The sequence below is a fragment of the Micromonospora sp. NPDC049497 genome (assembly GCF_044465805.1).
Taxonomy (GTDB): Bacteria; Actinomycetota; Actinomycetes; order Mycobacteriales; family Micromonosporaceae; genus Micromonospora.
The window spans coordinates 374,450-397,455 of record NZ_JBITMC010000002.1 but is presented as its reverse complement, the minus strand read 5'-3'; the positions used below and the strand labels follow the sequence as shown (position 1 = coordinate 397,455).

Sequence of the window (23,006 nt, the reverse complement as noted above, 5' to 3'; positions counted from 1 at the left end):
CTCTCACCGGAAGTCGCGCGAGGCGGGGCTGACCGGCGGCTCGATCGCCTCCAGCCGGTCGGCGGTGAGATTGATCACTCCCTCGTGGCGCTGCAACAGGCCCCTCACCACCAGCGCGGCGCTGGTGCGGGCCACCCGCCGGTACCGCTGCCACAGGCCCGGTGAGCAGGTGACGTTGAGCATCCCGGTCTCGTCCTCCAGGTTCAGGAAGGTGACGCCGCCGGCGGTCGCCGGGCGCTGCCGGTGCGTGACGATCCCGCCGACCTGGATCCGCCGGCCCGGCTCCACCCGGCCGAGCCGGGCGATCGGGACCGCGCCCAGGGCGTCCAGCTGCGGCCGGATGAACCGGGCCGGGTGGCTCTCCGGCGACAACCCGGTCGCCCACACGTCGGCGACCAGCCGGTCCACCGCCTCCAGGCCGGGCAGCACCGGCGCGGTCGCGCCGGTCACCGTCCCGGGGAGCCGACCCGGCCGGTCCTGGGCCGCCGCGCCGGCGGCCCACAGCGCCTGCCGCCGGGACAGTCCGAAGCAGGCGAAGGCGTCCGCGGTGGCCAGCGCCTCCAGCTGGGCGGCCGTCAGACCCACCCGCCGGGCCAGGTCCGGCATGTCCCGGTACGCCCCGTGCGCCGTCCGTTCGGCCTCGATCCGCTCGGCCACCTCGTCGCCGAGGGTCCGCACGCCGGACAACCCCAGGCGTACGGCCGGACCACCCAGCCCCCAGGCGTGCGGCGGCTCCCCCGGCACGCTCCCCCACCGGGTCCGCGGGGTCGACTCCAGGACGGCCTTCGCGCCACTGGCGTTGATGTCCGGCCGGCGGACCTCCACCCCGTGCCGGCGGGCGTCGTCGACCAGGGTCTGCGGCGCGTAGAAGCCCATCGGCTGGGCGTTGAGCAGGGCGGCCAGGAACGGCGCCGGGTGGTAACGCTTGAGCCAGGAGCTGGCGTAGACCAGGTACGCGAAGCTCATCGCGTGGCTCTCCGGAAAGCCGTAACTGGCGAACGCCGACAGCTTCCGGTAGACGTCGTCGGCCAGCTCACCGGTGATGCCCCGCTCGGCCATCCCGGCGTAGAGCCGCTCGGCGATCCGGGCCATCCGCTCGGCGGACCGCTTGGCGCCCATCGCCCGGCGCAGCTGGTCCGCCTCGGCCGCGTCGAACCCGGCCAGGTCGATCGCCAGCTGCATCAGCTGCTCCTGGAACAGCGGCACCCCGAGCGTCTTCTCCAGCGCGTTGCGCATCAGCGGGTGCGCGTACTCCACCGGCTCCTGGCCGTTCTTGCGCCGGATGAACGGGTGCACCGAGCCGCCCTGGATCGGGCCGGGCCGGATCAGCGCCACCTCGACCACCAGGTCGTAGAACTCGCGCGGCTTCAGCCGGGGCAGGGTGGCCATCTGGGCGCGGCTCTCCACCTGGAACACCCCCACCGAGTCGGCCCGGCAGAGCATGTCGTAGACCTCGGGATCGTCCAGGGTCATGTCACCCAGGTCCAGGCTCATCCCGATCATGTCGTAGCCGTAGTGCAGCGCCGAGAGCATGCCGAGGCCGAGCAGGTCGAACTTGACCAGCCCGACGGCGGCGCAGTCGTCCTTGTCCCACTGGAGCACGCTGCGGCCGGGCATCCGCCCCCACTCCACCGGGCAGACCTCGATCACCGGCCGGTCGCAGATCACCATGCCGCCGGAGTGGATGCCCAGGTGCCGGGGGAACGTCTGCAGCTCGTTGGCGTACGCGACGACCTGCTCGGGGATGTCCTCCACGTCCACCGACGCCACCGAACCCCACCGGTCGATCTGCTTGCTCCACGCGTCCTGCTGGCCCGGCGAGAAACCGAACGCCTTCGCCACGTCCCGCACCGCCGACCGGGGCCGGTACGAGATGACGTTGGCGACCTGGGCGGTGTGCTCCCGGCCGTACCGGGCGTACACGTGCTGGATCACCTCCTCCCGCCGGTCGGACTCGATGTCCACGTCGATGTCCGGCGGGCCGTCCCGTTCCGGGGCGAGGAACCGCTCGAAGAGCAGCCGGTGCCGGACCGCGTCCACGTTGGTGATCCGCAGCGCGTAGCAGACCGCCGAGTTCGCCGCCGAGCCCCGCCCCTGGCAGTAGATGTCCTGCGCGCGGCAGAACGCGACGATGTCGTAGACCACCAGGAAGTAGCCGGGAAAGCCGAGATCGGAGATCATCCGCAGCTCGTGGTCCAGCTGCGCGTACGCCCGCGGGTGCGCCTCGCGCGGGCCGTACCGCTCCCGCGCCCCCTGCTCCGTCAGGTGCCGCAGCCAGCTCATCTCGGTGTGCCCCGGCGGCACCGGGTACGCCGGCAGCGTCGGCGCGACCAGTTGGAGGTCGAAGGCCAGTTCCGCGCCGAACTCGGCGGCCCGGGCCACCGCACCCGGGTACGCGGCGAACCGGGCCGCCATCTCGGCGCCGCTGCGCAGGTGGGCGGTGGCGGCGGCGGGCAGCCACCCGTCGATCTCGTCCAGGCTGCGCCGGGCCCGTACGGCGGCGACCGTGGTGGCCAGCCGCCGCCGGCCCGGGGTCGCGTAGTGCACGTTGTTCGTGGCCACCGTGGGCAGCCCGGCGGTGGCGGCCAGCTCGGCCAGGGCGTCGTTGCGGTCCGCGTCGACCGGGTGTCCGTGGTCGGTCAGCTCCACCGCCACCGTCTCCGCGCCGAACAGCGCGGTCAGCCGGTCCAGCTCCCGGGCCGCGGCGTCGACCCCCTCGGTGAGCAGCGCCCCCGGCACGTGCCCCTTGCGGCAGCCGGTCAGCACCAGGACGTGGTCGCGCAGCTCGGCGGCCACCTCCTCCAGCTCCCCGTAGACCGGGCGGCCCTTCTCCCCGCCGCGCAACTGGGCCCGGGAGATGACGGACGCGAGCCGGGCGTACCCCTCGTGGCCGTGGGCGAGCACCAGCAGGTGCGCGCCGAGCGGGTCGGGCTCGCCGTTCTGCGGGCCGGGCAGCCCGAGGGACAACTCGGCGCCGAAGATCGTCGGCAGGTGCAGCTCACGGGCCGCCTCGGCGAAGCGCACCACCCCGTAGAAGCCGTCGTGGTCGGTGACGGCGAGCGCGGTGAGGCCCAGCCGGGCGGCCTCCTCGGCCAGCTCCTCGGGGTGGCTGGCCCCGTCGAGGAAGCTGAAGTTGGTGTGGGCGTGCAGTTCCGCGTACGGCACCGCGCCGTCCGGGCGGGGAAGATCCGGCGCCTCGTACTGCTGGCGCCTGCGGGTCCAGGCCGGTGAGTCACCCCCGTCGGCGTCCACGGCGAGGGGGTCCACCACGTGCAGGTGCCGCTCGTGGTGGGGCGTGCCCCGGCCCCGGCCGGACAGCACCCGCTCCAGCTCCGACCAGGGCTGCTTCGGGTTGTGGAAGCTCATCGGGCCGCCCCGGGCGGACGCTCAGTCATAGACCGCCTCCACCAGCCAGTGGCCGGCCTCGACCGCGAGCAGCAGGGCGGAGCCGTCGGCGAGACACACCTGGAACCGGGCCCGGCGCCGCGCCTCGGCCGGCGCCCACCAGCGCTCGTCGACCGGCCAGGGGCCGGCCCACCCGACGATCTCGACCGGGCGGGCCGTCCCGACGGTGAGCCGGGCCGGTGCGGCACTGGTCAGTAGACGCGCGCTGACCACGACCGGCTCGCCGGCGGCGTCGTGCACGGCGGCGGGGAGCGGGTCGGGCAGCACCACGGCCGGCGACGGTGGCGGGAGACGCCCCGGCCAGGGTGGCTCGGCCGACCGCACCGTACGCCGCGCCGCCGTCCTCCCCGGCCGTGCCGGAGGCGGGGACGACGGGGCCGGGACCGCCGGAGACGGCGGGTCCGGGGATTCCGGGTCCGTGGAGCGCGGGAGGGCCGGCGGGCCGGGGCGGGCCGGGAGCCGCTCGTCCCCCCAGGGGACCAGGCGCACCTGGTCGGCCGGAGACCGCCCGCCGCCGAGGACCGCGGTCAGCACCGCCTCGGGGCCCAGGATGCCCTGCACCCGGCTCAACGCCCGGTGCGCCCGCTCCCGCTCCTCGCCGGTCTCGCCCCACAGCCCGGACTGGAGGCCGGCCTGGGCGATCACGCCGTCGGGGACCAGCCGGAGCCGGATGATCCCCGAGGTGGGGCGGCTCGGGCGGGCCCCGGACCGGGCGTTGCCGCCGGAGAGCCAGCCGTCGAGCTGCCAGCGCACCCGGTCCGCGATGGCCGCGGCGGTGAGCAGACCGTCGTGCCGCCAGACCCGGTGCAGTTCCTGGCCGTGCGCGGTGACGGCCTCGATGCCCAGCCGGGTGCAGGCCAACCCGTGCCCGGCGAGCCGGTCGTGCAGCTGCTCGGCCAGTGCGCGGGCGGCGAACGCCGCCGCGTCGACCCGGTCGAGCGGTTCGTCGTGCTCCGCGGTGACGGTCAGGTCGACCGGCGGGCGCCGGACGGCGAGCGGGCGGTGGTCCCGCCCCGCCGCCAGCCGGTGGGCCAGCGCGCCGTCGAAGCCGAACCGGGCCAGCACGTCCCCGGCGGGCAGCGCCGCGAAGTCGCCGAGGGTACGCACACCGAGCCGGCGCAGCAGGTCGGCCAGGTCCGGCCGGCCGAGCGCCTCGACCGGCAGCTCGGTGAGGAACTCCGGTGTCGTCCCCGGTGGGACGATCCGCCCGCCGCGGGCGGCCAGCCCGGCGGCGAAGACCCCGTCGGCGATGCCGATCTGGCTCTCCACCGCGCAGGTCTGGGCGACGTGCTCCACGATCCGCTCGGCGGCCGCCTCCTCGCCCCCGAGGTAGCGGCTCGGCCCTCGGGCGGGCACCGCGCAGGCGCCGGGGCGTACCACCTCGACGCCCGCGACCAGCTCCTCCACGGCGGCGACCACGGGCTCGAACGCCCGGGCGTCCCGCCCCGGATCGTGGTCGACGACGGTGAGCTGCGGGCAGCGGCCCTGCGCCTCCCGTCGGCGCAGGCCACGACGCACCCCCTCGGCGCGGGCCCGCTCGGAGCAGGCGACCACCCGGTTGGCGTGCAGCACCGCGACCGGGCCGGTGGCGGGCACCCCGTCGACGATCTCGGCGGCGATCACCGGCCAGTCCGGGCACCAGAGCAGCACCGTCCGGACCGGACCGTCCGGCCGGCCGGTCACGCCGGACCCACCAGGGTGAGGGTGTCCCCCCGCCGGGACGGGCCGGTGACGGCGGCCGGCGGCACGGCGCGGAGCCGGCCGGCGGCCGACCGACCGGTGACCGAGGTGACCGGGGTGGCGGGGGCGGACCGGGGGATGACCCGGGTGAGCCCGTCGCCGGGCAGCCAGAACGTGATCTCCCGGGGTCGGGCGGCCGCCCCGCGTCCGCGCGCCGAGACGGTCACCTCGCGGCGCCGCAGCCGGCCCCGGCCCGGACCCAGTCCCTCCCACGCCCCCCGGACCACCTGGAGGGTCACGTCGGCGCCGTCCCAGCGCCCGTACGGGACGAGCACGCTGCCCCGCTGCCGGGCCCGGGCGGCGAGCCGGTTGGCCACCGGGGCGGAGACCGCCGCCGGCACGGCGGTGACCACCACGTCCACCCCGTCGATCAGCGCGGCGACCACGGTGGCCCACTCCGGGCCCGGGTGGGGTACGAGGGCGAGCCGGTCCAGGGCGATGCCGAGCTCGGCCGCGGCACCCGCCCCGAAGGTCGGCACCCCCACCACGGCGCACCACGAGCCGGCGCGGGACGCCTCGGCGAGCAGGGCCAGCATCAGCGAGGTGCCGCCGCTGCGCCGGGGCTGCTCGGCGGCGACCGCGACCGTGCTGCCACGACGCAACCCTCGGTTGGGAAGCAGCCCGGTCAGCTCGGGGGCCACCGGCAGCACACGGTGGCCGCCCGCCGGATCCGGTGCGCTCGCCGGGCGCACCAGACCGGCCAGTGCGGCGGAACCGACCACCATGCGGCCCGCCATCGGACCTACCCCCCGTCGTGCTGGTACGTGCTGGGTGACAACTCAAAACCACGCCGGCACCGTCTCCCGGGGTCGGGCCCGGGGAGACGGTGCCGCAGAGGTCAGGCGGCGAGACCGTCGAGCGCCGGTTGGTGGACCACGCCGAGCGCGGTCTCCACCACCGTGACGAACTCCTCGGCGGCCCGCAGCAGGTCGTCGGCCTCCCGGGCGGTCACCACACGCGGGATGCCGGCCTCGGCGGCGGCCCGCTTGCCGGCCCCGAGGGCGAAGAACCGGGCCCACTCGTCGAGCTCGGGAGCGACACCGGAGAGCAGGACCCAGACGCTGGTGACCCGGTTGCGCCGGGTGGGTGCGGGACGGGCGCGGGCGGCGAGCAGGGCCGCGGCGGCGCGGAGCGCGGCCAGGTGCGCGGCGGCGTACCGCAGGCCGTCGGGACGGGTCTGGGCGGCCTCGGCCAACCCGTGCCGGGCGACCGCGAGAAGCTGCGCCGGAGTGCGGTGCGGCAGCACGTGCGCGGGCACCGTCGGTGCCTGAGCGGGGTTCGTCGGCATGGACTGTCTCCTCCACGTGGCCGGGTCGCTGCCCCGCGACGGAACTGCCCGTCGGCGGGACGCCGGGTCGAGTGGTGCGGAGGAAGACGCACCGGGGGGGCCGGCCGGGTGTGGATGCTTCCCCACACCACACCCGGACGGCGTACCGGCGGGTTCGTCGCCCGCCGCCCGGGGGTCGTGGGCGGCGGGCGACGCTCCTGCCTGACGGGTGCCGGACTCGCGACTGTCCGGAACCCTGGGTGCGGCCCGCGGAGCCGCACCGCCCGGGCCGGCGCCGCGAAACACCATCCCGGGCTGGTTGGAACGGGCGTACGAGGCAATCGAACACTCGTTCTAACTGCTGCTGACAGTACACCCTCCCTCCGACAAAAAAGCAACGCACGACGCGCCCGGTCCGGCCGGCGTACGGCACACCGCGCCGGGGGTAACGAGTGCCCGGCGCGTCGGCCCTCACCGTCCGGTGGGTAGCCTCCGCTGGTGACCACCCCGCGCCCCGTCCTCGGCGTGGCCATGGTGCTCGGTTCGGGTGCGCTGTTCGCCGTCAACGGCACGGTCTCCAAGCTGGTGCTCCGGGCCGGCCTGGACCCTCAGCAGCTCACCCTGCTGCGGGCGGTCGGGGCCCTCGTCGGACTGCTGGCGCTGTGCCTGCTGGTGCCGCCCGGGGCCCGGCGGCTCCGGGTCACCCGCCGTGAACTGCCGCTGCTGGCCGGGTACGGCCTGACCGGCTTCTTCGGCGTACCGATGCTCTACTTCGTGGCCATCTCCCGCCTGCCGGTCGGGATCGGGCTGCTGTTCGAGTACACCGCGCCGCTGATGGTGGCCCTCTGGGCCCGGTTCGGCCAGCGCCACCGGGTCCGCCCGCGCCTCTGGGCCGGCCTGGCGCTGAGCCTGGTCGGCCTCGGCTGCGTGGCCGAGGTCTGGGGCGAGCTGAAGCTGGACGGCATCGGTGTGCTGGCCGGTCTCGGCGCCGCGGCCCTCCTGGCCGTCTACTACGTGCTCGGCGCGCGCGGGGTCGCCCGGCGGGACACGCTCTCCCTGTGCGCCTGGGCGTTCGGCGCCTCGGCCGTTGCCGGCCTGCTCACCCGCGCGGTCGTCGCGGGCAGCGGCGGCTGGGAGCCGCTGGCCGCCGACACCGACCGCGGGGCCCCGGTGGCGCTGCTCTGCGCGTACGTGGTGGTGCTCGGCTCGATCGTGCCGTACCTGCTGGTGGCCGGGGCGATGCGGCACCTCCCGGCGACCAGCGTGGGGATCGTCGGCATGGTGGAGCCGGTCCTCGCCGCGGCGGTGGCGTGGACGGTCATCGGTGCCGGCGAGGCGCTCAACACCGCCCAGCTCAGCGGCGGCCTGCTGGTGCTGGTCGGCGTCGCCCTGGCCGAAACCGCCCGCGTAGCCCCCTCCCCGACGCCCACCGCCGCGCCCGCCCCGGACACCCTCACCGTCCCCCGCTAGCACGGTGGACGGTGTGGGGGCGGCCGGCTGAACGTCGCCGGGGCGTACCGGGAAGAATGGCGGTATGCAGCCACACCCGAACGTGCGGGCGGTGCAGGAGGCGCTCGACGGCGCCGGCGCCCGCGACGGCGCCGGCGCGCCCACCGAGGTCCGCCTGCTGCCCGAGGCGGTCCACACCGCCGCGGCCGCCGCCGAGGCACTCGGCGTCGAGGTCGGACAGATCGCCAACTCGCTGATCTTCGAGGCCGACGGTGCGCCGCTGCTGGTGCTCACCTCCGGGGCACACCGGGTGGACACCCCCGAGCTGGCCGCGTCCCTCGGGGTCACCCGGCTGCGCCGGGCCAGCCCGTCCTTCGTCAAGGAGCACACCGGGCAGGTGATCGGCGGGGTCGCGCCGGTCGGCCACCCCGCGCCGTTGCGCACGCTGGTGGACACGGCCCTGGAGGCGTACGACGAGATCTGGGCGGCCGGGGGCGTACCGCGGGCGGTCTTCCCCACCACGTACTCCGAGCTGCTGCGGGTCACCGCCGGCACCCCCACCGAGGTGGCGTGAACACCGTTCCCGAGCTGGTCACACTGCACGTCTGGCGTACGTCACGGGCCGCGCTGCCCCGCGCGCTGACCCGGATGGCGCTCGACCCGCGCCGGCTGCGCGCCTCCGACGGCGTCCGGTTCGGCAAGCTGCTCGGCACCGGGACCGGCACCGGCTTCGGGCCGAACGACGCCGACCTGACCCGCTGGGCGGCGCTGACCGTGTGGGACTCCCCCGCCGCGGCGGCCGGCTTCGACGACTCCCCGGTCGGGCGGGCCTGGGCCCGGATCGCCCGCGCCTCCGTCCGGGTCGACCTGCGCCCGCTGAGCAGCCGGGGCGAGTGGTCCGGCCGGCGGCCGTTCGGTGACCCGCCCGGCGGCCGGCCCAGCGGGCCGGTGCTGGCGCTGACCCGCGCCCGGCTGCGACCCGCCCGCGCGGCCACCTTCTGGCGGGCGATCCCGCCGGTGGCCGCCGCGCTGCACGCCGCGCCCGGCCTGCTGGCCCGCTTCGGCGTCGGCGAGGCGCCGCTGGGCTGGCAGGGCACGGTGAGCGTGTGGCGCGACCAGACGGACCTGGTGGCGTTCGCGTACCGTCACCCGGAGCACCGCGCCGCGATCACGCGGACCCCCACGGAAGGGTGGTACGCGGAGGAACTCTTCGCGCGGTTCGAGGTGCGCGACGTGGTCGGTGACCGGGCGGTGCTGGGGTGGGTCACGGACGAGAGAGGCACAGCATGAGGCTGGTGCGGTGGACGCCGGACGACCTCGTCCGGCGGCTGGACGACGTGGTGGCCGTCTACGGCGAGGCGATGGGATACCGCACCGACCTGCTGGACGCCCGGCGCGGCTACATCGCCACCCACGTCCGCCGCCCCGGTTTCCGCGCAGTGGCCAGCCTGACCAGCGAGGGGCACCTGGCCGGCTTCGGCTACGGCTACCTCGGCGCACCCGGCCAGTGGTGGCACGACCAGGTGTGGCGGGCCCTGGACCCGACGGCCCGCCAGCGCTGGCTGACGTACTGCTTCGAGGTGGTGGAGCTGCACGTCCGGCCACCGGCGCAGGGGCACGGCCTGGGCGCGGGGCAGCTGCGGGCCCTGCTGACCATGGCCGAGGGCGCCACCACGCTGCTGTCCACGCCGGAAGCCGACGAGCAGCGCTCCCGGGCCTGGCGGCTGTACCGGCGGTTCGGCTTCGTCGACATCCTGCGCGACTTCCACTTCCCCGGGGACGAGCGCCCGTTCGGCGTGCTCGGCCGGAACCTTCCGCTGCCCGCGCCCGCCGCACCCGGACCGGGACCGGGACCGGGCGCACCGTGACCGCACGGCGGTTCTCCTGGGCGCTGCTGGCCGTGCTGGTGCTGGTGCAGATCTGCTACCCGCTGACCACCGGCACCACCCGGGCCCGGCTCACCGTGGCCACGGTCGCGCTGGGCTACCTGCTGTCGGTGGGCCACGCGCTGCTCACCCGCGGCCCGCGTACGGCGGCGGCGCTGGTCGCGGTGGCCACCGGTGGCGGGTTCGCCATCGAGGCGCTGGGCGTGGCCACCGGTTTCCCGTTCGGCAGCTACGACTACTCCGGCCAGCTCGGGCCGAAGCTCGCCGGAGTACCGCTGATCATCCCGCTCGCGTGGACCTGGATGGCCTGGCCGGCCTGGCTGGCGGCCGTCCGCCTGACCGGAGGCGTCGACCGGGCCACCGGCGCGGACGGGATCGGCGCCGGCCGTACGCTGCGGCGGATCGCGCTGGCCACCCTCGGACTGGCCACCTGGGACCTCTTCCTCGACCCGCAGATGGTCGCCGAGGGCTACTGGGTCTGGCGGGACGCCACCCCGGCGCTGCCCGGCCTGCCCGGCATCCCGGTCAGCAACTACCTCGGGTGGCTCCTGTTCGCGGTGCTGATGATGAGCGCGCTGCGTCCCCTCGCCGGGGCGGCCGTGGCGGTCACCGACTCCCGGGACGACCCGATGGCCGCGCTCTACCTGTGGACCTACTTCTCCAGCGTGCTCGCCCACGCGGTCTTCCTCGCCCTGCCCGCCTCGGCGCTGTGGGGCGCGGTGGGCATGTCGGTGACCGCCGTGCCGCTCGCGGTGAGCCTGTACCGGGCCCGGCGCGGTGACCGGGACAGCCGGCCCCGGCCCACCCGGGTCGACGTCCCGGCATGACCGTCGTACTCACGTTGTTGTTCGGCGTCGCCGTGCTGACCGGGCACACCCTGGTCAACGCCGGTCGCTGGCTGCGCCGCCTCACCGACCGGCCGGCCGAGGTGACCGAACCGGTGGCGGTGCTGCTGCCGCTGCGCGACGAGGCCGCGCGGGTCACCCCGTGCCTGGAGGCGCTGCTGGCCCAGCGGGGCGTGCCGGCCCTGCGGATCGTGGTGCTCGACGACGGGTCCACCGACGGCACCGCCGACGTGGTCCGCGCGGTCGTCGGCGACGACCCCCGGGTCACCCTGCTGACCGGGGTCGCCCCGCCGCCGGGCTGGCTGGGCAAGCCGCACGCCTGCTGGCAGCTCGCCACCCGAACCGACCCGGCGGCCACCGCGCTGGTCTTCGTCGACGCCGACGTGGTCCTGCACCCGTACGCGGTGGCGGCGGCCGTCACCGAGCTGCGCGCCGCACGGGTGACGCTGCTGTCGCCGTACCCCCGGATCGTGGTGGCGACGGCGGCCGACCGGCTCGTGCAGCCGTTGCTGCAGTGGTTGTGGCTGACCTTCCTGCCGCTGCGGGCGATGGAGCGCTCGCCGCGGCCGTCCCTGGCGGCCGCCGGCGGGCAGTTCCTCGTCCTCGACCGGGCCGGGTACGCCGCCGCCGGCGGGCACGCCGTGGTGGCCGCCAGCGTGCTGGAGGACGTCGAGCTGGCCCGGGCGGTCAAGCGGGCCGGCGGCTGGATCGCCCTCGCCGACGGCTCCCGGCTGGCGTCCTGCCGGATGTACGCCGACTGGCCGCAACTACGCGACGGCTACTCGAAGTCGCTGTGGGCCTCGTTCGGGCACCCGGGCGCGGCGGCGGCCGTGGTGGCGCTGCTGCTTCTGCTCTACACCGCTCCCCCGCTGGTCGCGCTGGTGGCACTGCTGGCCGGCGCGCCCGCGGTGGCCGCGGCGGGGCTGGCCGCGTACCTGGTCGGGGTGGCCGGTCGGGTCGTCAGCGCGCGGGCGACCGGCGGGCGGTGGTGGCCCGACGCGCTGGCACACCCCGTGTCGGTCGTGGTCCTCGGTTGGTTGACCCTGCGGTCGTACCATCTGCGGAAGCGGCGCCGCCTGTCCTGGCGTGGCCGCCCGGTCACCTAGGAGGGCGACATGGCGCGGATCGTGGTCGTCGGCGCCGGGGTGGGTGGGCTGGCCACCGCCGCCCGGCTGGCCGCCACCGGACACGAGGTCACCGTCTTCGAGCGGGCCGACACGGTCGGTGGCAAGCTCGGGCGGTACTCACACGAAACCCCGGCCGGGATGTTCCACTTCGACACCGGGCCGAGCCTGCTCACCCTTCCCGACGTCTTCCACGACCTGTTCGAGGCGACCGGCGCGAAGCTCGACGAGTACCTCGACCTGGTCCCGCTGGACACGATCGTGCGGCACGTGTTCCCCGACGGCGGGCCCACGCTCGACTCGTGCGCCGATCCGGCGGAGTTCACCGCCCGGATCGGCGCGGCGTTCGGCGACCGGTCCGCGGCCGACTGGCGACGGCTGTGGCGCCGCGCCGAGCGGGTCTGGGCCGCGTCGCACCGCGACATCCTGCGCCGCGCCATCGACTCGCCCCGGGACCTGGCCGCGCTGGCCTGGCGGCTGGGCGACCTCGCGGCCATCGGGCCCGGCCGCACCCTGCGCGGTCTGGGCCGCAGCCACCTGTCCGACCCGCGGCTGCGGATGCTGCTGGACCGGTACGCCACGTACACCGGCGCCGACCCGCGCCGCGCCCCGGCCGCCCTGGTCGCCGTCCCCTACGCCGAGTTGGCGTTCGGCGGCTGGTACCTGCGCGGCGGGCTGGGCACCCTCGCCGACGCGCTGCTGACCCGCTGCCTGGACCTCGGCGTCGTCGTGCAGACCGGTGCCACGGTCACCCGGATCGACGCCGCCGGCGGGCGGGTGCACGGCGTACGCCTGGCGGGGGTCGCCGCGCCGGTCCCCGCCGACGTGGTGGTGGCCAACGTGGACGCGCTGACGGTCTACCGGGACCTGCTGCCCTCCCCGCGCCGCCTGACCGGGCTGACCGACCGCAGCCTCGCAGGCTTCGTGCTGCTGCTCGGCGTGTCCGGCGAGTCGGGCCTGGCCCACCACAACGTCTTCTTCCCCCGCGACTACGACGCCGAGTTCGACGCGGTCTTCGGCCGGCCGGGGCACGGTGTCCGGGCCCGCCCGGCGGCGGACCCGACGGTCTTCGTCACCGTCGCCGACGACCCGATGGTCCGGCCGGCCGGACACGAGGCGTGGTTCGTGCTGGTCAACGCCGCCCGCCACGGCACCGCCACCGGGGCCGTCGACTGGCGACGTCCGGGGCTCGCCGAGGCGTACGCGGACCGGATCCTGGACGTGCTGGCCGAGCGCGGCACGGACGTCCGCGACCGGCTGGTGTTCCGGGAGATCCGCACCCCGGCGGACCTGGACGCGGCGACCGGCGCGCCCGGCGGGTCGATCTACGGCACCGCCGGGGGGCTGCTGCGCCCCGCCAACCGGGGGCCGGCGCACGGGCTCTGGCTCGTCGGCGGCTCCAGCCACCCGGGCGGCGGCCTGCCGATGGTCACCCTGTCCGCCCAGATCGTCGCCGACGAGATCGGCCCCGCCTGGTAGGCGTTCGGGTGTAAGGAAGGGCCCCCGCTTAACGCCTGCGGTAGAGGAAGGGCCCCCGGTTAACACCGTGGGCAGCCGCCGGCGGCTGGGGCGGACGGCGGCTCAGCGGTTGGGGCGACGGCGGTTTCAGCCGGCGTCGACGAGGGCGCGCCGGACGGTGGAGAGCAGTTGCCCGAGGCCGAAGCCGGCCAGGAGCACCCAGACGGCCGTCGCCATGGTGATGGTGCCGGCGGCCAGGTCCGGCTCGATCAGCCCGGTCAGGCCGGCGAGCAGCAGCCCGACCAGGGCCACCGAGACCCGGGTGGGACGCTCCCCCACGGTCACCGCGCCGATCTCCCGCATCCCGGCGGAGATCGCCCGGGCCCGCACGTACTCGTGCAGCCAGGACAGCGCGCCGGCGGTGACGACCAGCGCGCCGGGCGCCCCGATCAGCCAGAACGCGACCAGCCAGGCGATCTCGCCCAACCGGTCGGCCAGCGAGTCGTAGACGTAGCCGAGCCGGGTGGTACGCCCGGTGGCCACCGCCACCGCCCCGTCGACGCTGTCCGCCACCGAGGCGAGCAGCACGAACAGCGCACCCAGGAACGGCCCGTCCTGCGGGCGTACGGCGAACAGCGGCACGCAGGCGCAGAGCAGCACGCCGACCACGGTGACCGGGGTCGGCCCGACCTTCAGGCGGCCGAGCACGAAACCGATGTGGTAGGCGAGGCGCAGCCAGGCACGGACGACCGGGGCCGCCGCCCGCGGGTCGAAGCCTCCGTGCAGCCGCGCCCAGGCCGTGGCGTACTGGTCCCAGTTCAGCTGTGTGCCCACCACGGATCAACCGTCGCAGCGGGCATCAGGTGTCGCGGCATCCCGGTTCACACCCGCGCGCCGGCCTGGAGGTTCTGCCAGACCTCCCGGGTGGCGGTGGACCGGTTGAGGGTGATGAAGTGGATCCCGGGCACGCCTTCGTCGAGCAGCCGCGCGCACATCTCGCTGGCCTGCTCAATGCCGAGCCGGCGCACGGCTTCCGGGTCGTCGGCGACCCGCTCGAACCGCTCGGCGAGCGGGCGCGGGAAGGGCGCCCCGGAGAGCTGCTCCGAGCGGGCGATCGTGCCGATCTGGGTCACCGGCATCACGCCGGGCAGGATCGGCTTGTCGCAGCCGGCGGCGGCGACCCGGTCCCGCAGCCGCAGGTAGTCGTCCGCGTCGAAGAACATCTGCGTGATCGCGAACTCCGCGCCCGCCCGGCACTTGCGCACGAAGTAGGCGGTGTCGGCGGCGATGTCGGGCGAGCGCGGGTGCTTGTAGGGGAAGGCGGCGACGCCGACGCTGAAGTCGCCGGAGTCGCGCACCAGCCGGACCAGGTCCTCGGCGTAGAGCACGCCGTCGGGGTGCGGCACCCACTCGCCGGTCGGGTCGCCCGGCGGGTCGCCCCGCACGGCCAGCACGTTCCGCACGCCGGCCCCGGCGAGCCGGCCGACGACGTGGCGCAGCTCGGCGACCGAATGGTTGACCGCGGTCAGGTGCGCCATCGGCAGCAGGGTGGTCTCGGTGGCGATCCGCTCGGTGAGCGCGACCGTGGTGTCCCGGGTCGACCCGCCGGCACCGTAGGTGATCGACACGAACGACGGGCGCAGCGACTCCAGCTCGCGGATCGCCTGCCAGAGCAGGCGCTCACCCTCCGCCGTCTTCGGCGGGAAGAACTCGAAGGAGAAGGTCGGCTGGTGGTCACGGATCAGCTCCCCGATCGCCGGCTGCGGATTGGGGAGGACCGAGGGAAGACCGAGCGCCACGTCACGACTCTAGCGGGCGGTGCCCTGCGCACCCACCGCCTTGCCCGCCGGTGCGCACGGTGTGGGACGCCGGCACGGCGTCCCCCACCGGACCCGGTCACCGGTGGGGGCGTACGCGCAGGTGGGGCGCTCGGAGGGCGGAAAGCGTCGTACCGCCGCGATAGTCATGGTGGCAGCGCGGGGCGGCCGGCCGGAGGGCCGGGTCGGCCGGGGGCACGCGCGGGGGTCAGCCATCCGACCGGTGGCGTGCCGACCCGCTCGGGGTGACGCGCCACCATCCGCCGACGCCCGCACCGGAGACCCGATGACGCCACCGCCGCCGCCCGACCCGCCGCTGCTCGGACCACTGCTGGCCCACCTCCGGCTGGCCCGGGGGTGGAGCCAGAGCAGAACCGCCGCCGAGCTCTGCGCCGTCTCCGGCGTGCCGACGCTCAGCCGGCACGAGGTCTCCCGCTGGGAGCGGCACCTGCGCGTCCCCGGCGGTTTCTGGCTGGGCTGGCTCGCCGTCGTGCTGGCCGTCCCGCTCGACGTGCTGGTGGAGGCGGCGGTCCGCACCCGCCGGATGGGCGGGTACGCCGACGAGCGGTCCGCCCGGCGCTTCCGGGCGGCCGTGGCGACGGCCGGTCCGTACCTGCCCCGGACGCCGTCGGGGCCGGGCCGTCCGGGCGGTCGCCGGGGCCCCACCGACCGGGCGGCGCGTCGCGCCCCCGGCGATACGCCGGGGACCGTCACGACCGGCTAGCGTCGTGGGGTGACCCACGCTGCTCCTGTCTCCCCCGTCGACCGCGCCGGGCTGCGTCAACGGATCGACAAGTCCCTGTCCGAGTTCCTGGCGACCCAGCGCACCTGGATGGCCGGGGTCGACGACGCCCTGGCGCCGGTGGCCGAGGCGATCGAGGCGTTCGTCCTCGGCGGTGGCAAGCGACTCCGGCCGGCCTTCGCCTACTGGGGGTTCCGGGGAGCCGGCGGGGTCGACACCGACCAGGTGGTCGCCGCCCTGGCGGCGCTGGAGTTCGTGCAGGCCAGCGCCCTGATCCACGACGACCTCATGGACCGCTCGGACACCCGTCGGGGCGAGCCGGCGGTGCACCGGCGGTTCGCCGCCCGGCACCGCGCGGCCGGCTGGGGCGGTGACGCGAACGGCTTCGGCGACGCCGCCGCGATCCTGCTGGGCGACCTCTGCCTGGTCTGGTCCGACGAGCTGCTGCACTCCGCCGGGCTGGAGCCCGCGACGGTGGCCCGCGCGCGGCCGGTCTTCGACGAGATGCGCACCGAGGTGACCGTCGGGCAGTACCTCGACGTGCTGACCCAGGCCACCGGCGACACCTCGCTGGAGCGGGCCGGGAAGGTGGCCCGGTACAAGTCGGCGAAGTACACGGTCGAGCGGCCGCTGCTGCTCGGCGCCGCGCTGGCCGACGCTCCCGCGGAGGTGCGGTCCGCTTACTCGTCGTACGGGTTGCCGCTGGGTGAGGCGTTCCAGCTCCGCGACGACGTGCTGGGCGTGTTCGGCGACCCGGCGCAGACCGGCAAGCCGGCCGGTGACGACCTGCGGGAGGGCAAGCGCACCTACCTCGTGGCGGCGGCGCTGGAGGCCACCGACCAGTCGGGCCGGGAGCTGCTGCTCGGCGGCCTCGGTGACCCCGCGCTCGACGAGGCGGGCGTCGCCCGGCTCCGCGAGCTGATCACCGACACCGGCGCGCTGGCCCGCGCCGAACACCGTATCGCCACGCTGACGGAGGGCGCGCTGGCCGCGCTGACCACCGTCGACCTGGACACCGAGGCCCGTCAGGCCCTGGTCGACCTGGCCATCGCCGCCACCCACCGCCCCGCCTGACCGCCCCGCCGCCGCGCGCAGGGCCCGGCACACAGGGCCGGGGTCGGAGGTCAGAAGCCGAGGGCCTGGGCGCGGCGCTTGACCTCGCGGGCCTGGTCGCCTCCGAGCGCGGTGGCCGGGGTACCGCCGGGCAGGGTGTCGTCCTGCTCGTACAGCCAGCGCAACGCGGCCTCGTCGTCGTAGCCGGCGTCGGCCAGCAGGTTGAGCACGCCGGGCAGGTGCTTGAGCACGGTCTGGTTCGCCACCAGGTCCGCCGGAATCCGCCGCACGTTGGCGCGGCGGACGGCCAGCAGCTCGCGGTCCCGGATCATCTGGTGGACCTTGCTGATCGACACGTCGAGGCGCTCGGCGACGTCCGGCAGGCTCAGCCAGGCCGCCGGGTCGGCGGGTCCGGCGAGGTCGGGGTCGGGTGCGCCCTGGTCGGCGGGTACGGAGTCGGTCACCCGATCACCCTGCCACGTCCCGCCCGGCCCGGGCCACCGGCACCCCGCCGCTCGCCCGGCGGGTCGGGCCCGACCGTCGTCCCCCCGGCACCCGCCCGAGCAGGTACGCAGCGGTACGAGCGCGCCGGGACCGCCGCTGTCGGGGGCTGGCTGTAGCATCCTGTTCTCCCTTCACCCCCTGGACACATAGACTGCCTGCCGATGGACACACAGGTCGCCGACACGTTGCTGGGCTCACTGATCGACGGGCGCTACCGCATCCGCGGTCGCGTGGCTCGTGGTGGCATGGCGACCGTGTACACCGCCACCGACGAGCGCCTCGAGCGCACCGTGGCGGTCAAGATCATTCACCCGACCCAGGCGCCGGACACGCGCGCCGGGATGGCCGGCTTCGTGACGCGGTTCACCGACGAGGCGAAGACCATCGCCCGGCTGACCCACCCCAACGTGGTCGCCGTCTACGACCAGGGCACCCACGGCGGCATGCCGTACCTGGTCATGGAGTACGTCCGGGGTCGCACCCTGCGCGACGTGCTGGCCGAGCGACGCCGGCTCAACCCGGACGAGGCCCTGGCGATCGCCGAGCAGATGCTCGCCGCGATCGCCGCCGCGCACCGGGCCGGGCTGGTCCACCGTGACGTCAAGCCGGAGAACGTGCTGGTCGCCGAGGCGCCGACCGGGGGCGTGTCCAACCTGATCGACAGCGTGGTCAAGGTCGCCGACTTCGGCCTGGCCCGGGCGGTCGAGGCGAGCGCCGAGGACGACAACAACCAGTTGATGGCCACCGTGGCGTACGTCGCTCCCGAGCTGGTCACCGACGGCCACGCCGACCCGCGGACGGACGTCTACTCGGCGGGCATCGTGCTGTTCGAGATGCTCACCGGCCGCGTGCCCTACGACGGGGACCGGCCGGTCGACGTCGCCTGGCAGCACGTCGACCGGGACGTGCCGGCACCCTCGATGCTGGTGCCGGGGCTGCCCAGGGCGCTCGACGACCTGGTCGGCCGGGCCACCCGCCGGGACCCGGGCGCCCGCCCGACCGACGCCGGCGCGATGCTGGCCGAGGTGCAGGTCGCCAAGGACGACCTGGGCAACCCGAACACGCATACCGCGGTGCTGCGCCGGGTGACCGACGAGCCGGCGGTGGCCCAGCCGACGATGATGGTGGCGGCGGTCCAGCCGGCGCAGCGGCCGACGTGGGCCCGGCTCCCCGAGGCCGGCGGCCAGCGGGTCGGCCGTCGACGGGCGTCGCCCGAGGAGGGCGTCGACCTGTGGTCGCGGCTCGTCGCGCTGCGCGCTCAGGTGCTGGGCGACCGGCGGGGTCGTCTCGCGCTGGCCGCCGCCGTGGTGGTGCTCGGCCTGCTCGCGGCCGGCGGCGGCTGGTGGGTCGGTGTCGGTCGCTACACGGTGGCTCCGCAACTGGTGAGCCTGAGCAAGGCCGACGCGGAGGCACAGGCGACCCGTGGCGGCTTCACCCTCGACTACGCCGAGCCGCGCTACCACGAGAAGATCCCGAAGGACGGTGTCGTCGCCCAGGACCCGGGTTCCGCCAGCCGGATCGTCAAGGGCGGCACCATCACGCTGACCCTCTCCCTCGGCCCGCAGCGATTCCCGGTGCCGGACGTGGTCGGCAAGGAGTTCGAGCTGGCCGAGGCGGACCTGGCCGCGGCGGAGCTGGTGGTGGCCAAGGGCGCCGCCCGCTACAACGACAACCTGCCGGCGGGCGTCGTGGTGGACACCAACCCGAAGGCGGGCACCGAGGTCAAACCCGGCGACAAGGTCACCGTCTTCCTCAGCAAGGGCCGGGCGCCGATCTCGGTACCCAACCTGGTCGGCAAGAACCTCAACGAGGCGCGGACGATCCTCGCGCAGCTGGGTCTGGTGCTGGTGGAGCCGCCGACCGGCAAGGACTCGGACAAGCCCAAGGACGAGGTCCTCGGGCAGAGCCCGGCCGACGGCGCCGGCGTGGAGAAGGGCGCCCAGATTCGGCTGGAGGTCAGCAACGGCCCGCCGCTGGTCGTGGTGCCGCGGGTCATCGACCTGCCCTGTCCGCAGGCCAAGCAGACGCTGGAGGCCCTGGGCCTCCCGGTGGTCGTGCAGTTCAACCCGAACGGTGTGACGCGGTTCCAGAGCAACGAGAACGCGCAGGTGCCCCCGGGCACCCCGGTCACCATCGGGTGCCTGTGACGGCGGCGGCCGCACACCGCCCGGTCGGCACGCACACGCCGACCTCCGGCGGCCTGGCGAAGGCGGCCCTGCCGTACGTCGACGCGGTCGGGTCCGAGGTCGTGCAGGTGTACGTCTCCAACTCCCGGGGCTGGGCGTTGCCGGCGGGCGACCCGGTGCAGGACGTGCTGTTCCGCGACGGCTGCGCCGAACGGGACGTGCCGGTCTTCATCCACGCCTCGCTGCTGGTCAACATCGGTTCCCCGACGGCCGCGACGGTCGAACGGTCGGCGCAGACCCTGGCGCACGCCCTGCGGCGGGGCACCGCGATCGGCGCCCGGGGCGTGGTGTTCCACGCCGGCAGCGCGGTCGACGCCGGGCACGCGGAGGCGGCGATGCGGCAGGTCCGCGAGACCCTGCTGCCCCTGCTGGACTCGGCCGCCGCCGCGGACGGGCCGATGCTGCTGGTCGAGCCGAGCGCCGGCGGCGGGCGGTCGCTCGCCTCGCGGGTGGAGCAGCTCGAGCCGTACCTGGACGCGGTCGACGGGCACCCCTGGCTCGGGGTGTGCTTCGACACCTGCCACGCCTGGGCGGCGGGGCACGACCTGGCCGCCGAGGGCGGCATGACCGCGACCCTGGACACGCTGGTGGCGACGGTCGGCGCGGACCGGCTGCGGCTGGTGCACGCGAACGACTCGAAGGACCTGTGCGGTTCGACCCGGGACCGGCACGAGAACGTCGGCAAGGGCACGATCGGCGAGCCCGCGTTCGCGGAGCTGATGACGCACCCGGCGACGGCCGGCGTCCCCGTCGTGGTGGAGACCCCGACCGAGAAGCACGAGGGTCACGCCGCCGACGTGGCGATCCTCAAACGCCTCCGCCCCTGACCCGCGCACTGCCGGGCGGACCCCCCGTCCGCCCGCCGCCGGTCGCCCGCCGCCCGCCGCCCGCCGCCGGTCGCCCGCTGCCCGCCGCCCGCCGCCCGCCGCCGATCAAGAGGTTTGCGTCAGAATCGGCGCCGAACGTGACGCAAACTCCTTGATCAACGCGGACCGGCCGGGCCCGGCCCGGCCTGGGCGGGGGTGGGTCAGGCGCGCAGGATGCTGGTCAGCACGTCGGTGGCGCGGTCGATCGCGGTGTCATCGACGTCCATGTGGGTGACCAGTCGGGCGGTACGCGGGCCGAGCACCGAGATCAGCACACCCCGGGCGCGGGCGGCGGCGGCCAGGGCGTGCGCGTCGAGCGGCGCCTTCGTCAGGTCCAACGGCACCAGGTTGGTGCGCACGGTGGTGGCGAGCACCCCGAACGGGGCGATCGCCTCGGCGAGCCGCGCCGCCTTCGCGTGGTCCTCGGCGAGCCGGTCGACGTGGTGCGCGAGGGCGTACCGGCCGGCGGCGGCGAGCACACCGGCCTGCCGCATCCCGCCGCCCATCCGCTTGCGGATGAAGCGGGCCCGCTCGATCTTCTCCGCGCTGCCCACGACGAGCGAGCCGACCGGCGCGCCGAGGCCCTTGGACAGGCAGACCGACAGGGTGTCGAAGAGCCCGCCGTACTCCGCCAGCGGCACCCCGTCGGCGACGTGCGCGTGCCAGATGCGCGCGCCGTCGCAGTGCAGCAAGACCTGCGCGGCGTCGGCGACCCGGCGCAGCTCGCGGAGGGTGGCGAGGGGGATCACCCCGCCGCCGCTCCGGTTGTGGGTCTGTTCGACGGCGATGGCCCGGGTGGGCACCGCCCAGTAGCCGTCGGGCCGGATCATGGCGGCGACCACGTCCGGGTCGAGGTCCGCGCCGACCGCCGGCCAGGTCCGCGAGGAGATCCCGCCGTACGCGGCCGCAGCGCCGATCTCGTACGTCACCACGTGCGCGTCGGCGTCGCAGAGCAGTTCGTGCGCCGGGGGCACCGCGAGTTGCAGGGCGATCTGGTTGGCCATTGACCCGGTCGGGGCGAACAGCGCCGCCTCGTGCCCGAAGAGCGCGGCGACCTCGGCCTCCAGCGCGTTGACGGTGGGGTCCTCGCCGTAGACGTCGTCGCCCACCTCGGCGGTGGCCATCGCCTCCCGCATGCCGGCCGTGGGCCGGGTGACGGTGTCCGAACGAAGGTCGATCAGGTCAGCGTCAGCCACGGTCGTCCTTTCGGCTGCCGACTGCGGGGCTCCCAAGCTCACTCCTCGCGTCAGCCACGGAGCATCTCCGCCACCAGGAAGGCCAGCTCCAGCGACTGCTGGGTGTTCAGTCGCGGGTCGCAGGCGGTCTCGTACCGGCCGGGCAGGTCGAGGTCCTCGATGCCCTGGGCACCGCCGAGGCACTCGGTGACGTCCTCGCCGGTCAACTCGACGTGCAGGCCACCGGGGTGGGTGTCCAGGCCACGGTGCACCTCGAAGTAGCCCAGCACCTCGTCGACGATGCGGTCGAAGTGCCGGGTCTTGTAGCCGTTGGACGACTCGTGCGTGTTGCCGTGCATCGGGTCGCACTGCCAGACCACCTTGGCGCCGGAGGCGGCGACCTTGGCCACGATCGGCGGCAGGGCGTCCCGGACGCGGTGGTTGCCCATCCGGCTGATCAGGGTGAGCCGGCCCGGGATGTTCTCCGGGTTGAGCTTCTCGCACAGCTCGAGCGCCTCGTCCGGGGTGGTGGTCGGGCCGAGCTTGACGCCGATCGGGTTGGCGATGCGGGAGATGAAGTCGATGTGCGCGCCGTCGATCTGCCGGGTGCGCTCACCGATCCAGAGGAAGTGCCCGGACAGCCCGTACGCCCGGTTGCCGGAGACCCGGGTCAGTGCCCGGTCGTACTCCAGGGCGAGCGCCTCGTGGGAGCAGTAGAGGGTGACCGTGCGGAGCGCCTCCTCCTCGGTCATCCCGCAGGCCCGGATGAACGCCAGCGCCCGGTCGATCTCCCGCGCGATCGCCTCGTAGCGCTCGCCGGCCGGGGAGTTCCGGACGAAACCCTTGTTCCAGTCGTGCACGGCGTGCAGGTCGGCCAGGCCACCGCCGAGGTAGGCGCGGAGCATGTTCATGGCGGCGGCCGAGTTCGCGTACGCCCGGATCATCCGCTGCGGGTCGGCGACCCGCGCCTCCGGCGTGGCCTCGAGGCCGTTGATCATGTCGCCGCGGTACGCGGGCAGGCCGCGGGCGTCGGTCGGCAGCGACCGCGGCTTGGTGTACTGCCCGGCGACCCGGGCGACCTTCACCACCGGCAGCGACGCACCGTAGGTGAGCACGATCGCCATCTGGAGCAGGGTGCGGGCGTTGGCGAGCAGGTGGCTCTCGGTGTTGTCGGCGAAGGTCTCCGCGCAGTCACCGCCCTGGAGCAGGAACGCCTTGCCCTCGCAGACGAGCGCGAGACGCTGCCGGAGCTGGTCGACCTCGTAGGGCGCGACCACCGACGGCACCGTGTCGAGGATCTTGCAGACCTCGGCGACCTGCGCCGGGTCCTCCCACGGCGGGATCTGCTGGCGCGGAAGCTCACGCCACCGGTCCAGACCCAGGGCCGCGTCCTCGGCGGAGTCGACGGTCGGACGGCTGGTCTGCAGGCCGGGGCTGCCCACGGCGGGATGGCTCAGCTGATGCCACTCATGGCGCATGACAGAAAGCG

20 protein-coding genes are annotated in these 23,006 nt (G+C 75.3%); 11 read left to right on the top strand and 9 right to left on the bottom strand.

The window, feature by feature from the left end:
• Positions 1 to 3: 3 nt before the first annotated feature.
• The 4 genes from ACIBR0_RS05120 to ACIBR0_RS05105 all read right to left on the bottom strand — a co-directional run bounded on the left by ACIBR0_RS05120 (position 4) and on the right by ACIBR0_RS05105 (position 6,433).
• Positions 4 to 3,366 (bottom strand): error-prone DNA polymerase, encoded by a 3,363-nt coding sequence (locus tag ACIBR0_RS05120; RefSeq protein WP_396712760.1) that lies wholly within the window; start codon positions 3,364 to 3,366, stop codon positions 4 to 6.
• A 21-nt stretch (positions 3,367 to 3,387) separates the two neighbouring features.
• Complete coding sequence (locus ACIBR0_RS05115; RefSeq protein ID WP_396712759.1) at positions 3,388 to 5,088, bottom strand: DNA polymerase Y family protein; 1,701 nt, start codon at positions 5,086 to 5,088, stop codon at positions 3,388 to 3,390.
• Positions 5,085 to 5,882: a hypothetical protein gene (locus ACIBR0_RS05110; RefSeq protein WP_396712758.1), complete on the bottom strand. Its 798-nt coding sequence runs from the start codon at positions 5,880 to 5,882 to the stop codon at positions 5,085 to 5,087. The genes ACIBR0_RS05115 and ACIBR0_RS05110 overlap by 4 nt, the downstream gene beginning before the upstream one ends.
• A 101-nt stretch (positions 5,883 to 5,983) precedes the next feature.
• Positions 5,984 to 6,433, bottom strand: a complete 450-nt coding sequence (locus ACIBR0_RS05105) for an SAV_6107 family HEPN domain-containing protein (protein ID WP_357040493.1) — start codon at positions 6,431 to 6,433, stop codon at positions 5,984 to 5,986.
• A 477-nt stretch (positions 6,434 to 6,910) separates the two neighbouring features.
• Between ACIBR0_RS05105 and ACIBR0_RS05100 the strand changes: the two genes are divergently transcribed.
• From ACIBR0_RS05100 to ACIBR0_RS05070, 7 genes are all read left to right on the top strand, one after another.
• Positions 6,911 to 7,882, top strand: a complete 972-nt coding sequence (locus ACIBR0_RS05100; RefSeq protein ID WP_396712757.1) for an EamA family transporter — start codon at positions 6,911 to 6,913, stop codon at positions 7,880 to 7,882.
• A 64-nt stretch (positions 7,883 to 7,946) separates the two neighbouring features.
• Entirely contained in the window at positions 7,947 to 8,435 is a 489-nt protein-coding gene (locus ACIBR0_RS05095) for a YbaK/EbsC family protein (protein WP_396712756.1), read from the top strand.
• Positions 8,432 to 9,151, top strand: a complete 720-nt coding sequence (locus ACIBR0_RS05090) for a monooxygenase (protein ID WP_396712755.1) — start codon at positions 8,432 to 8,434, stop codon at positions 9,149 to 9,151. The genes ACIBR0_RS05095 and ACIBR0_RS05090 overlap by 4 nt, the downstream gene beginning before the upstream one ends.
• Complete coding sequence (locus ACIBR0_RS05085) at positions 9,148 to 9,729, top strand: GNAT family N-acetyltransferase (protein WP_396712754.1); 582 nt, start codon at positions 9,148 to 9,150, stop codon at positions 9,727 to 9,729. Before ACIBR0_RS05090 ends, ACIBR0_RS05085 begins: the two co-directional genes overlap by 4 nt.
• The gene (locus tag ACIBR0_RS05080; RefSeq protein ID WP_396712753.1) at positions 9,726 to 10,574 is read left to right on the top strand and encodes a carotenoid biosynthesis protein; all 849 of its coding nucleotides are present in this window, start codon (positions 9,726 to 9,728) and stop codon (positions 10,572 to 10,574) included. The genes ACIBR0_RS05085 and ACIBR0_RS05080 overlap by 4 nt, the downstream gene beginning before the upstream one ends.
• The gene (locus ACIBR0_RS05075; protein WP_396712752.1) at positions 10,571 to 11,698 is read left to right on the top strand and encodes a glycosyltransferase; all 1,128 of its coding nucleotides are present in this window, start codon (positions 10,571 to 10,573) and stop codon (positions 11,696 to 11,698) included. Before ACIBR0_RS05080 ends, ACIBR0_RS05075 begins: the two co-directional genes overlap by 4 nt.
• 9 nt (positions 11,699 to 11,707) lie before the next feature.
• Positions 11,708 to 13,195, top strand: a complete 1,488-nt coding sequence (locus tag ACIBR0_RS05070) for a phytoene desaturase family protein (RefSeq protein ID WP_396712751.1) — start codon at positions 11,708 to 11,710, stop codon at positions 13,193 to 13,195.
• A 126-nt stretch (positions 13,196 to 13,321) separates the two neighbouring features.
• On the opposite strand, the gene ACIBR0_RS05065 is transcribed toward ACIBR0_RS05070, so the two are convergent.
• Entirely contained in the window at positions 13,322 to 14,011 is a 690-nt protein-coding gene (locus tag ACIBR0_RS05065; RefSeq protein WP_396712750.1) for a CDP-alcohol phosphatidyltransferase family protein, read from the bottom strand.
• Positions 14,012 to 14,055: 44 nt separating this feature from the next.
• Entirely contained in the window at positions 14,056 to 14,973 is a 918-nt protein-coding gene (gene metF / locus ACIBR0_RS05060; RefSeq protein WP_396712749.1) for a methylenetetrahydrofolate reductase [NAD(P)H], read from the bottom strand.
• A gap of 304 nt (positions 14,974 to 15,277) precedes the next feature.
• On the opposite strand from metF, the gene ACIBR0_RS05055 reads away from it, so the two are divergent.
• Both ACIBR0_RS05055 and ACIBR0_RS05050 read left to right on the top strand, forming a co-directional pair.
• A complete protein-coding gene (locus ACIBR0_RS05055) occupies positions 15,278 to 15,715 on the top strand; it encodes a helix-turn-helix domain-containing protein (RefSeq protein WP_396712748.1) in 438 nt (145 codons plus the stop codon).
• A gap of 9 nt (positions 15,716 to 15,724) precedes the next feature.
• Positions 15,725 to 16,807, top strand: coding sequence for a polyprenyl synthetase family protein (locus tag ACIBR0_RS05050; RefSeq protein WP_396712747.1), 1,083 nt, complete (start codon positions 15,725 to 15,727; stop codon positions 16,805 to 16,807).
• 50 nt (positions 16,808 to 16,857) lie between these two features.
• Here the strand turns inward: ACIBR0_RS05050 and ACIBR0_RS05045 are convergent, their stop codons facing one another.
• Positions 16,858 to 17,250 (bottom strand): Rv2175c family DNA-binding protein, encoded by a 393-nt coding sequence (locus tag ACIBR0_RS05045; protein ID WP_396712746.1) that lies wholly within the window; start codon positions 17,248 to 17,250, stop codon positions 16,858 to 16,860.
• A gap of 201 nt (positions 17,251 to 17,451) precedes the next feature.
• Here ACIBR0_RS05045 and pknB point away from each other — a divergent pair, with 201 nt between their 5' ends.
• Together pknB and ACIBR0_RS05035 are read left to right on the top strand one after the other, a co-directional pair.
• Positions 17,452 to 19,437 (top strand): Stk1 family PASTA domain-containing Ser/Thr kinase, encoded by a 1,986-nt coding sequence (gene pknB, locus ACIBR0_RS05040; RefSeq protein WP_396712745.1) that lies wholly within the window; start codon positions 17,452 to 17,454, stop codon positions 19,435 to 19,437.
• On the top strand, positions 19,434 to 20,303 hold the full coding sequence (locus ACIBR0_RS05035; protein WP_396712744.1) for a deoxyribonuclease IV: 870 nt from the start codon (positions 19,434 to 19,436) through the stop codon (positions 20,301 to 20,303). The genes pknB and ACIBR0_RS05035 overlap by 4 nt, the downstream gene beginning before the upstream one ends.
• Before the next feature lie 200 nt (positions 20,304 to 20,503).
• Here ACIBR0_RS05035 and ACIBR0_RS05030 read toward each other — a convergent pair whose 3' ends face one another.
• Positions 20,504 to 21,523, bottom strand: a complete 1,020-nt coding sequence (locus tag ACIBR0_RS05030) for a threonine aldolase family protein (protein ID WP_396712835.1) — start codon at positions 21,521 to 21,523, stop codon at positions 20,504 to 20,506.
• Between the two features lie 65 nt (positions 21,524 to 21,588).
• Positions 21,589 to 22,995 carry a class II 3-deoxy-7-phosphoheptulonate synthase gene (locus ACIBR0_RS05025; RefSeq protein ID WP_396712743.1) on the bottom strand — a complete coding sequence of 469 codons (1,407 nt, stop codon included), beginning with the start codon at positions 22,993 to 22,995 and terminating at the stop codon, positions 21,589 to 21,591.
• Positions 22,996 to 23,006: the final 11 nt, after the last annotated feature.